Below are 11,466 nucleotides of genomic sequence, written 5' to 3' on the forward strand. Positions count from 1 at the left end.
AGCCTTTCGGATTATCCTGATCGCATATTCAATAACGCTCTGTACCGACTATGTATAGGAGATGCGCTCATGGATGCAAACAAGGACCGGTTGATCAAAAAAGCTCTCGCGAGCCCTAGTCTGCGGCAACATATCGTGAATAAAGGAACGATGTTCCTGTACTGCGATTATGCAGGCTTCGCTGCGCGAAACGATTACGGAGCAGCTTGCTGCGCGGTATATAGCCGAACCGTAATGATATCGTCTAAAAAGCTGCCATTCGAGCGGGATCAAGGTTCGAACTACGGCGAAATGCAGGCCATCGTGCTAAGCCTTGAAACCCTATCCGAGGCCTTATTGGAGCTTCGGCCGAAAACGGCTGTCGTTTTTACCGATTGCAGCCGTATTTTGCGTATCCTTGCACAGGACCGCTTCGCGCATCCGCATGACGAGCAAGGCAGAAACGAATTGCTTGCCTATCTAGCCCATCTCAATCGCCTGTTCCCCGAGGTCGACATTCGAATCAAGTATATGGGCAAACACAAGAAAAACAACTACTTGCATAGACTTGCCCACAATGCCGCAAGGGAAGCCGCCTTGTCTGCCAATATGAAAGGCGAAATAAGATAGGAATTGAACGCAGAAGAGCACCTTACTATGAGACAGTAAGGTGCTCTTCTTTCGGTAATCCCGCTCCGCCAACAGGCAGCAAGCTCCTTAAGCCTCTTCGCGATACTGCCCCGGTGTCATGCCTACCATTTTCCGGAAGGAGCGAATAAAGTTTGCGGAGTTGTTATACTGCAGCCGCTCGGCGATCTCTACAATCTTCAGGTCGGACTCCTTTAGCCATTTCTTAGCCATGTCGATCCTGTGCTTCGATAAATAGTCACCGAAATTTATACCGGTCTCCTGCCGAAACACTCTGCTCACATAATGCGGGTGGTAATTGATGCGCGCAGCGCATTCCTCCAGCGTCAGTCCGGAATCGAATTCCCGCGTGATCATATCGATGACCGCCTCGGAAATAAGCTTAAACTGGGAATCGCGGCGGGTATCCAATTCTTGAATGTAAGGAAGTACGAATATCGACAAGAACCACTGCTCCATCTCCCGCAAGTTCCGTAGCTTGAACAACGATTGAATCAACGAGGCTTCATCTTCCGGAATACGGTCCATCGGAATGGACAATTCCTGCCCGAACTTAAGAAGATCGATCAAGAGCCGCAGGAGGGACAGCTGGTAATCCCGATGTTGCGCATGCGGCTGGAACAGCTCTCCGATCAACTGCCTCAAAGCAGTCTCCGCTTGCTCCGCGTTCCCGGCGCGGATCGCATCGAGCAGTGCTTGCTCTCCTGCTATCGGGAATCGGCTCGGACTGCTCTTCTGCGGCTGCACGTCCTCGATGAACAAGATCGATTCCTGACCGAGCCCTACTCTGACTTTAAGCGATGTCATCGCTTCATGGAGCGCCTGCTGGGTTTCCGCGAACGATTCGAACCGACGGCTGATTCCGATGCTTACTTTAATATCCAAGTACTGATGAATCGCCTTCTGAATTTCGTCCGATAGGTTGAAAATCTGCTCTTTGAAGGGCTCTCCCGTCTTCGAGGAGCCGATAAGCGTCACTTGGCAATCCGATTTGACGATCGGCACCAGCCTCTGCTCGGACACGACTAGCTCGCCGACGATATTGCTGATGGCAAACATGAGCAAATCCCGATTGCCTTCCTCGTATCTCGTATCCTTCAGCGTATCGATTTGTATGGCTACGACGCACATGGAAGGCCACGGCTTCTCCAGGCCGTACAGACTCAGCTTCTCCACGAAATCCGTTGGCTGAATCGTGCCGCCGAACAATTTTTGCATAAAAAATTCCTTAAGCTGGATCTGCTGCCCCTTGAGCTCGTTCATGATAAGAGACTGACTGCGGATCAAGTAGTCGACGCGTTCGCCGATCACCTGAAGCTCGCCGCTCGGCTTCTCCATATCGTTCAGGGAAGGAATACCGGTAAGCCTCGAATACAGCGATTGAATCGGACTGTACATTTTCTTGGTGCCGAACCAGGCAACGGCCAGCGTCACCAGCAGAATGACCAGACATACAAGCAAAGTAATCCATCCGATTATTTGATTCTGTTCGTTCACTTGATCGTTGGATATGACCGAAACGTAGCTCCAGCCGTTATACGCCGACTTCCGGTAGGTGACCGTCACGTCCTCTCCGTCGCGCTTCGCTGCATATTGCCCTAACGTCTCCTTCGAATCAGCGAAGGACTTCAGGTAAGCCTCATCCCGCGTGCTGCTTCCAAGCTGGTTGCGGTCGCGGTGAACGATAATATTGGCGTTCTGGTCCACGATAAACGCGCTGCCGAATTTGCTGTTCAGAAACGCGTCAAGCTCCTTCATTACATCGGAAGACAATACGACGCAGATGATCCCGGAAGGATGAAGCGAGTTGAACGGATACTTCTTGACGAAATAGACGGACTGGAACGAATTCGGGGCCTCTGACGAACCACTGCTCCAGAAGGAGCCTGCCGCGTTCAGGGAAAAGGCTTCGAGCGCCGGTCTGAACGCCGGATCGCTGTACTCGTTAACGCCGTTGCTCGATACGATCCAATCGTTGTTCAGGCTGAACAGAAACACGTCCTTGATCCCAAGCTCATAGGTTTGRATCTGCGAGATGCCCTTGTAGAGTTCATGAACCATTTGGAAATCATGATTGGACAAATCCCGGTTGAAAGCGCTTGTAACAATCGGCGACTGCAGCAGCTGCGTAGCCGAATTATCGATCGTTCTGAGCGTTTGCTCGGCACGCATTTGCATTTGCTGCAGCAGCAGCTTATTGCTCTCGTCTACTTTCTCCTGTACCGTTCGGGATGCGTTGTAATAGGCGAACGTGCCCAGCACGATGACCGGAAGCGTGCCGATCAAGATAGACATCAACATCAGCTTCAATAAATAAGACGAGGACCGGAATCTCATAATGCCTCCAATGGGTAGTTTCCTTACAAGTAAATCAAGTGTACTTGAAAACTCCGTATTTAGCCATGACGCGGATTCTGGCGCCTCATCTCAAGGCGGCGTTGTTTATTTCCCTGCCAGCTTGGCGTATTCGGCGTTCATTTCCTCGATTACTTTGCTGCCGCCGCTTTGCAGCCATTGATCGATGATGCTGCTCCAATCGTCCTCATTGACCGAGCCCATGATGAATTTCACGGTAGCGTCGGCTATGATCTTGGAGAGCTCCTTGCCCTTCTCGATATCCGTATTGGAAATAAACGGCGCGGCCGGGTTAGGCACGGCGAACGTCGCATTGTCTTGGAACAGCTTCGTGCTTAGCTGCTCCAGCTCGGTCCCGTAGTTGACGACCCCGTCCTGCAAAATCATGAACTGGTTGCCGTCCGTGATTTCGGCTCTGACCTTCGGATCGGCATTCGGCGTATACGCGCCGTTCTCCAGCGTATATTGCGTCMCTTCAATGCCGTATTTCATCAGATTCTGATTGTCCTTCTCGGACACTTTATCGAAGTAAGCCAATATTTGCTGAAGTTCGGCTTCCGTCTTCACGCTTGTTTTCGGGATCATGTACATGCCCAGATAACCGGAACCTGCGCGCGTTCTGTCGCCGGAAGGGCCCGCGATGCGGTTAAGCAAGTTGATCTTGGCGATCGGATCTACTTTCTTGATGTTATCCTCGATGTTTTTGCCGTCGAGCATATTATCGATCCAGAGTCCGGCTTGGCCTTTGTTCATGACCGAGCGGCCGTCCTGAACGATCGCGAAGTCCTGGTTAATGATCTTCTCGTCATACAGCTTCTTATAGAACTTCATCGTATCGAGGTAAGCTTGCGTCATATGGGACGGAACTAGCTTCCCGTCCCGAAGCTCCCATTCGTTCGGACCGCCGTAATAAACGAGAATGTCTTTGAAGCCGGCAATGTTGTTTCCTTGCATGCCGACAGCGAGGCCGATCGTGTCGTGTTTGCCGTTTTTGTCCGGATCTCCCGTTGCAAAGGCTTTCAGCGTATCGTATAGCTCGTCTACGGTTTTTGGCGCTTCGATCCCCAGATTGCCCAGCCAGTCTTGGCGGATCATCAGCCCGAAGCGCGCGAGATCACGCTCGCGGTACAAGCCGTACACTTTCCCGTCGATTGAAACGTTGTTCAAGACGAGCTCCGACATTTTACTGAGATTCGGGTAGTTTTCCAGATACGGCCCTACCTCCCAAAACATGCCGGAACGGGCGGCGTTGACGATATAGGAGGCTTTCGGTTCCAGCGCCACGAACGTTTTCGGCAGCTCGCCGGAGGCCACGGTAGCGCTTAGCTTATCCGTGTAGGTCGAGGAAGGCACCCAGGAGACGCTAAGCTTCGCGCCCGTCTTTTCCTCCAGCATTTTCAGCACGGAGCTGTCTGCCGGCATTTGCTCCGGACTGTAGGTCGGAAGCATCATCGTCAATTGAAGCGGCCCTTGCGTGCCCCCTGAGTTTCCGCCGGTTTGCGAATTGCCCTCTTCGTTCCCTCCGCAAGCGGTTACGGTCAAGGCAATTGCGGCAAGCAAAGCCCCGGCTTTCGCCAATCTTCTTTTCTGATGTTTTCTGTTCATACGTACATCCTCCCTTTGTCCATTTCTCTATTATATCTTCATCCCTTAACCGAGCCCAGCAATACCCCTTTGGCGAAGTGTTTCTGCAAGAACGGGTATACAAGCAAGATCGGAAGAGTAGATACCACGATTACCGCCATTTTCACCGCTTGGTCCGGCGGAGCGACATAATCCGATTCCATCGCGGCGGAATCTCCGATGCCTCCCGAGGCCAAGATGACAATCTGCCGCAGCAGCACTTGAATCGGCCATTTGGTATTGTCGTTGATGTAGAGCACCGCATTAAAGAACGTATTCCAATGGCCGACCGCGTAAAAGAGCGAGAACGTCGCGATGGCGGGCATGGAGAGCGGAAGCACGATTCTAATAAAAATGCCGAGATCGTTGCAACCGTCGATTTTGGCCGATTCCTCCAAACTTTCGGGCAACTGCTGGAAGAAGTTACGGATAATAATCAGGTTAAAAGCGCTGATCGCGCCAGGGATGAGCAACGACCAATAGGAATCGATCATGCCCAGCTCCTTCACGACGAGGAATGTCGGGATCATGCCGCCGCTGAACAGCATCGTGAACACGATCAGCATCAAGATAGGCTTGCGGAAGTCCATGTCCTTGCGCGCTAACGGATAGGCCATTAAGCAAGTGAAAAACAGGTTGATCAGCGTACCCGCTACTGTAATGTAGACGGTTACCAGCAAGCTTCTGACAAGCGTTCTGGTGGAGAAAATATACTTGTACGCATCAAAGGAAAACTCGGTAGGGAATAAAATAAACCCGCGCATAAACAATTCTTTCTGCGTGGCGAAAGAACCGGCAATGACATAAATGAACGGGATGACGGTAATCAAAGCGAATGCAAGCAGCAATGTAATGTTCACGCTATCGAATATCCGGCTTCCCCAGCTTTGCTTGATCGGCATGGCTGTTCAACGCTCCTTCTTCTAATAGATGCCTTCTTCGCCGAATCGCTTGGCGAGTCGGTTCGCAACGACGACGAGGATCAAACCGACTATCGACTTGAACACGCCGACCGCCGTACTGAAGCTGTATTGCCCCTGGCTGATCCCGACGGAGTAGACATAGGTGTCGAACACTTCTCCGACCTCTCGGTTCATCGCGTTAAGCATGAGGAAAATTTGTTCGAAGCCCGTATCGAGAAAGTGGCCCAGACGCAGGATGAGCAAAATAACGATGGTGCTGCGAATCGCAGGCAGCGTAATATGCCACAATTGACGGATCCGATTCGCGCCGTCCATACGCGCCGCTTCGTACAGCTGGGGATCTACGCCTGACAAAGCCGCAAGGAATATGATCGTTCCCCAGCCCGTCTCTTTCCACATGACCTCGGCCGTTATGATCGTCCTGAACCATTCGTTGCTTACGAGAAAGTTGATCTTCTCCCCGCCGAAGCGGACCAGCAGCTCGTTCATGATGCCGCCCTCCGTCGTCAGGAACATGTAGGCAATGCCCACGACGACGACCCAAGACATAAAGTGCGGGATGTACACCAGCGTTTGTACGATCCGCTTCGTGAATTCCTGCCTCAGCTCATTGAGCATAAGCGCGATGATAATCGGCAGCGGGAAAAAAAACAGGATGTTGTACGTTGCCAATAGAAGCGTATTCCGGAACAGGAGCATGAAGTTGGAATCGCTGAAAAGCCGTTCGAAATGTTTAACGCCTGCAAACGGGCTGTCCCAGAAGCCGAGAAACGGCTGAAAGTCTTGGAAAGCGATAAAGATGCCGTACATCGGCCAATATTTGAAAACAAGAAAGTACAATAAACCCGGAAGAACCATCAAATAGAGCCAACGGTTCCGCAATAGCCTGCGGGCCAATGTCGACGACATGGAGGCTCGCTGCGCATTGACGCGCATTGTCGTTATATTTCTTTTTAGCATGCTGTTTCCATCCTTTCGTTTCCTCGTCCGCAGCTTCATCATACGAGTGCGCCTTGATTGCCGTCGATAGTCCCTGCTTGATCAGAATCGCGTCGGAATGCCATTCCAGCGAGGATTTGCACGCCATTGTCATTAGTTGCGCTCGTTGTCATTGGTTGCTTTTGCAGCTTCATCCATAAAGAAAAGGCCTGCCGAATGGCAGACCCTTCAAAATATGACTACGTTTTTCTACGCCTCGGGACCTCGCTTCTCTTCGATCTCCTTCGAATTTAATCGCTTGAGCACCTTCATCATACCCATGCCGGCCAATAACGCCCAAACCGGTGTGGAGATACCTAGCAAATGAATATGGAGTACGGCTATCGTGAAGGTCACAATTACGGGAATACGCAGCATTTTATCCGAAAAAGCGTTTTTTAACCCCGCAAGAAACAAGCCTAATAAGGAGAAGCCCGTCATTATCGTTACGAATGCAGACGGCAAGCCATTGATCATGTCAATCACTTTCCATGACAATGCTCCAAAGCCTATCACAATCAGGCTCGACACGAGTGCCGCTTTGTATCTATGCTCCTTAACTCCCGCTTCCGCGCTGCTGCAGAGAGCGCTCATCAAACCTCCTACGTTAGCAGCGTTCCCCCCGAACAAACCCGCTACAATGCTTGCCGATCCGGATGCAGTTAACACTTTATTCACGGGGGGATCATACTGATTGCTTCTGAGCGATGCAAGCGCTACGGCAAGATCGTTGCTCAGGATTAACACKGACATCGGAACCGCTATCGACAGTAACCCTTCCACGGTGAAGTGCGGAATCGCGATTAATGGAGGGATATACTCGGCATGCGGTAAGGCGGGATAATGATATTCGAAGCTCAGTCCGATGAGACCGAGCAGAAGTGACCATAATACAGGTGGCAGTCTTTTGGACAATCTAGGCACCAAGAAATAACCGATTCCAGCCAACAGTCCGGCATAAGGAAAGCTGGCGGAAGCCGGAACGATTCCAATAACATAAGTGAGCAGAATGCCTGCCAGCAAAGCGTCGATTAATGGTTTAGGAATCAGGTTCAGCACTTTCGAAAATAATCCGGATACTCCCGCCGCTAAAATAAGGATTCCCGACATTACAAATGCGGCTGCCAGCTCAGAATAGGAGAAGCCTGCGGCAGCCGTACCTAAGAAAGCCGTGGCCGTAATCGAATGCGCTCCGGCAAACGGGATTCTATATTTCAAGGTCAACAGCAGATTCAATAATCCTCCGATGACATAGGCGGAGGTGAACCACGAGACGAGCTCGGGCTTAGATAACCCGGCCGTATGAGCAGCTTGAACGATCATGATAGCTCCGCCCGTGCAGGCGAGCAAAGCAGACATAAAGCCGGTCATTATCGTTTTCGCTCCCATGCCGCCCACCTCCAAGTATTCATACATAAGTGTTATGATAGAAATCATACAAACGGGTTATATGATCTGATTATTCAAGGGGATTATAAGATGTGGAAGCTTGATCGGAGCAGTACAAAAGCACTTTACGAGCAAATTGCCGACCATTTGGAGCAACGGATAGCTTATGGCGAATTCCCTCCCGGCAGCTTGCTTCCCTCGGAACGGAAGCTGGCCGAGCAGCTTCAAGTGAACCGCAGCACAATCATATCGGCTTTCGCCGAGCTTCGTGCTTTGGGCATTATCGAAAGCCAGATCGGCAGCGGAACACGGGTTAGTACGTCCAAATGGGGGGCGACCCCCAAACATACGCCTAACTGGAGCCGATTCGCCGAAGGAGGAAGCTTCCTTCCTAATTTGCCGTTTATGCGAAGAATCCGCGAAGCTCTGGCTCAACAGCCTTCGCTAATCGATTTTGCGAGCGGTGAACTGTCGGCTGATTTAGCGCCTACAGCTGAAATCGCCGCGTTAATGAGCAAACATGATTATACCGCTTATTTGGGTTACGACAATCCTCAAGGCTYGATGTTATTAAGACAGTCTTTAGTTGATTATCTTCACCGATATCGCGGAATCAAGGCAACGGAATCGTCCATCCTGATAACATCAGGTTCTCAACAATCGTTATATTTAATTACGCAATGCCTGCTGTCTCCCGGCGATGCCGTTGCGATAGAAGATCCTTCCTACTGCTATTCGCTGCCTTTGTTCCAGTCGGCTGGACTTCGTTTATTCCGCCTCCCCGTCGACAATGAAGGCGTACAGCCGGAAGATATTCGCGATTTGTACAAAAAACACCGCATCAAGATGGTGTTTCTGAATCCGAATTACCAGAATCCGACAGGAACGGTACTAAGTACGGAGAGGCGCAAGCAAGTTCTTGATCTGGCAAGCGAGCTTGGCCTGCCTATTGTAGAAGACGATCCATTCAGCCTAACCTCGTATGGAGGCGAGCCACCTCAGCCTTTGAAAGCAATCGACACAATGGGCTCCGTTATTTATATCGGTTCGTTCTCCAAAATCGCCGCTTCCGGCTTGCGGATCGGGTGGATGGTAGCGCCTAGCTCCATTGTGGATCGTCTTGCGGATGCTAGGCAGCAGATGGATTTTGGATTAAGCATCATCCCTCAGCTGGTGGCGGGACAATTTCTTCAATCGTCCTATTTCGCTCCGCAGCTGGATCGTCTTCGTGCTCAACTGCAGTTCAAACGGGATTTGCTTATCGAATCGTTGCAGAAGGAATTGCCTGACCTTATCGACTTTCATATGCCGGACGGCGGGTTGCATCTATGGTGCAAATTAAAACCGGATATCCCAGAAGGCAAGCTGCTGGAGGAATCGATTAAGGCAGGAACCGTTTTTGTGCCGGGCAGCGTCTACGGCTCCAATAAAGGCTACGTGCGTTTCACATTCGCAAGACCGAGGCCAGAGGACATCGGTCCGGGGATAGCCCGATTTGCTTCAGCGCTTCGGGCGTTAATGAAATGATATTAGGTTTCGTCTTTGTTTTCATGGCCGTGGTCTTCCCATCTTCTGGAGTAGGCTTTGTTCGTAACCCAGAAAGTCATCCAGGAAAGCACGATAATAATGAGGGCAGCGGCAATCCATACGCCTACCGGAACATTCATAGTTGTACCTCCTATTCTTATTACGATTCTATGATGGAACGATGGTTTCGCTCATCTTCGCGGATGGCATGAGCTCCCCCTATGACGATAAGCAAAGGACCTGCGACAAACGTTAAACAAAGCACGATAAAACATATCCAAGATGACATTGGTCCATCCTCCTTCCTTGTTAGATAAGGCAAAATACTTACGACTATCTTAAAAGTGATGGGGACGGATGTAACCAACCAATCCATCAGATTTTTAGGCCATCCATTATAAAAGGAGATACCCCCAAAGCTTTCGCCATTTAGGGGCATCTCCTTTTATATGGGCACTTCTTTTCGCATACGAGTTACTCTATGCCTCCCGCTTGATTAAGCATGCCAAATGCGAGGCATCGGCATCGCTTCCTTGCCGAGCTCCGCCCATGCGTATTTGAGCAGAAGCTCCGTCTTGAGTCCCGCGGAACCCGGATCGTCCCATAGATTGTTAAGCTCGCCGGGATCCTCCCGCAAATCGAATAAATCGCCATAGGTTTGACGGTAGTAAACCGTCAGCTTATAGCGGGCGTCGACATACGTTTTCTGATGAATCGTCGTCGGTTCGTGACGGAATTCGCACAGCGCATGGTCGCGGGCCTCGGGACGCAGCCCGAGCCACACCTCGCTTTGATCAACGCCGGTCATTGCCGGCGGAATCGGAATGCCGCATAAAGACAAAAACGTAGGCGCAAGATCAACCAGCGATTGAATCGCCGGATTCTGCACCCCTGCAGCCACTTTGCCCGGATATCGTACGAGGAAGGGAAGCTTGATCAAATCTTCGTAATGAAAACCGCCTTTATATTGAAGCCCGTGCTGTCCGAAGAAATGGCCGTGATCGGTCGTAAAGACGACGATCGTATTGTCGGACAGCCCAAGCTCATCCAGCTTATTCAGAATRTGGCCGATATACTTGTCCATGAGACTAATCATGCCGTAATAAGTAGCGACGAGCCGTTTGCGCTCTCCTTCGGGAATAAGATGCGAACAATAGCCATGAATTTCATGGCCGGTTTCCCATAGATGCGAGAAATCGGGGTCGCTCTCCTGCGTCATCCGAAAATGCGGCGGATTGCTGTCGTGCTCGCCTGAAACAGCGCCGGGAATCGTCAGCGACTCCGGGTCATAGGCCGTATCCCAAGGCTCGGGGGCCAAATAATCGGGATGCGGGTCGAAGAAGCTCGACCATAAGAAGAAGGGCTGCTCCTGCTCCCGGTAATGCTCAAGCCTTGCGTTCGTGCGTTCCGCGATCCAAGTGTTGTAATGATATTGTTCCGGGATCGCCCATTTATGCGTAACGGAGGGATCCATCGTGCCGGTCGGCGGCAGGAAATAATCCCGCCAGTTCGCGCAGCCCTTCTCCTCCAACCAATTCACGTAATGCTGTCCGACATGCGCTTCGTTCGTATGGTTGCGCGCCAGCTCCACATGATCGAAGCCGTAGAAAGGACCGTTGAACGATGCCCAGAAGTCCAGATCCTGCAAGATTGGATACGCTTCGAGTGAAGGATATTCGTCGGTTCCCTTCAATGGCTGAAAATGTGCTTTTCCTATGAGCGCCGTCCCGTACCCGTTTGCCTGGAAATCCTCCCCTACCGTATGGCGGTCCTCCAGCAGTTTTGTTCCAAGCGTCCAAGCGCCATGCTGGCTAGGATATTTTCCCGTAATAACCGACGATCTGCTCGGCGTGCAGACCGGACTCGGACAATAAGCTCTGCCGAAAGTCGTCCCCTCCCGGACCAAGCGGTCGAGATTGGGCGTCCGAATCTCGGGATTGAATGCCCCGATCGTATTCCAATGCTGCTGATCGCTCGTAATTAACAAAATATTCGGTTTGTCCATGCTGCGCCTCCCTCGTGCATCGATGCCTAAGTTCAGGCC

Annotated in this window: 10 protein-coding genes; 2 read left to right on the plus strand and 8 right to left on the minus strand. The window is 51.2% G+C overall.

Going from position 1 to position 11,466, the window contains the following annotated elements:
* Positions 1-69: 69 nt before the first annotated feature.
* Complete coding sequence (locus AB4Z33_RS11110; RefSeq protein WP_442049995.1) at positions 70-609, plus strand: hypothetical protein; 540 nt, start codon at positions 70-72, stop codon at positions 607-609.
* Between the two features lie 87 nt (positions 610-696).
* Here the strand turns inward: AB4Z33_RS11110 and AB4Z33_RS11115 are convergent, their stop codons facing one another.
* The 5 genes from AB4Z33_RS11115 to AB4Z33_RS11135 all read right to left on the minus strand — a co-directional run bounded on the left by AB4Z33_RS11115 (position 697) and on the right by AB4Z33_RS11135 (position 7,895).
* On the minus strand, positions 697-2,964 hold the full coding sequence (locus AB4Z33_RS11115) for a helix-turn-helix domain-containing protein (RefSeq protein ID WP_442049996.1): 2,268 nt from the start codon (positions 2,962-2,964) through the stop codon (positions 697-699).
* A 105-nt stretch (positions 2,965-3,069) separates the two neighbouring features.
* The gene (locus AB4Z33_RS11120; protein ID WP_442049997.1) at positions 3,070-4,587 is read right to left on the minus strand and encodes an extracellular solute-binding protein; all 1,518 of its coding nucleotides are present in this window, start codon (positions 4,585-4,587) and stop codon (positions 3,070-3,072) included.
* A gap of 38 nt (positions 4,588-4,625) precedes the next feature.
* Complete coding sequence (locus AB4Z33_RS11125; RefSeq protein ID WP_442049998.1) at positions 4,626-5,507, minus strand: carbohydrate ABC transporter permease; 882 nt, start codon at positions 5,505-5,507, stop codon at positions 4,626-4,628.
* A gap of 21 nt (positions 5,508-5,528) precedes the next feature.
* Positions 5,529-6,464 carry an ABC transporter permease gene (locus AB4Z33_RS11130; RefSeq protein ID WP_442050006.1) on the minus strand — a complete coding sequence of 312 codons (936 nt, stop codon included), beginning with the start codon at positions 6,462-6,464 and terminating at the stop codon, positions 5,529-5,531.
* A 252-nt stretch (positions 6,465-6,716) separates the two neighbouring features.
* Positions 6,717-7,895, minus strand: coding sequence for a benzoate/H(+) symporter BenE family transporter (locus AB4Z33_RS11135; RefSeq protein ID WP_442049999.1), 1,179 nt, complete (start codon positions 7,893-7,895; stop codon positions 6,717-6,719).
* Positions 7,896-7,985: 90 nt separating this feature from the next.
* Between AB4Z33_RS11135 and pdxR the strand changes: the two genes are divergently transcribed.
* On the plus strand, positions 7,986-9,422 hold the full coding sequence (gene pdxR, locus AB4Z33_RS11140; RefSeq protein ID WP_442050000.1) for a MocR-like pyridoxine biosynthesis transcription factor PdxR: 1,437 nt from the start codon (positions 7,986-7,988) through the stop codon (positions 9,420-9,422).
* Between the two features lie 2 nt (positions 9,423-9,424).
* Here pdxR and AB4Z33_RS11145 read toward each other — a convergent pair whose 3' ends face one another.
* The 3 genes from AB4Z33_RS11145 to AB4Z33_RS11155 all read right to left on the minus strand — a co-directional run bounded on the left by AB4Z33_RS11145 (position 9,425) and on the right by AB4Z33_RS11155 (position 11,427).
* On the minus strand, positions 9,425-9,562 hold the full coding sequence (locus AB4Z33_RS11145) for a hypothetical protein (RefSeq protein ID WP_442050001.1): 138 nt from the start codon (positions 9,560-9,562) through the stop codon (positions 9,425-9,427).
* A 20-nt stretch (positions 9,563-9,582) separates the two neighbouring features.
* Positions 9,583-9,711, minus strand: a complete 129-nt coding sequence (locus AB4Z33_RS11150; RefSeq protein WP_442050002.1) for a hypothetical protein — start codon at positions 9,709-9,711, stop codon at positions 9,583-9,585.
* Positions 9,712-9,918: 207 nt separating this feature from the next.
* Positions 9,919-11,427 (minus strand): sulfatase family protein, encoded by a 1,509-nt coding sequence (locus tag AB4Z33_RS11155; RefSeq protein WP_442050007.1) that lies wholly within the window; start codon positions 11,425-11,427, stop codon positions 9,919-9,921.
* Between the last annotated feature and the right edge of the window lie 39 nt (positions 11,428-11,466).

Source organism: Paenibacillus sp. 2TAB19 (assembly GCF_052115185.1).
Taxonomy (GTDB): Bacteria; Bacillota; Bacilli; order Paenibacillales; family Paenibacillaceae; genus Pristimantibacillus.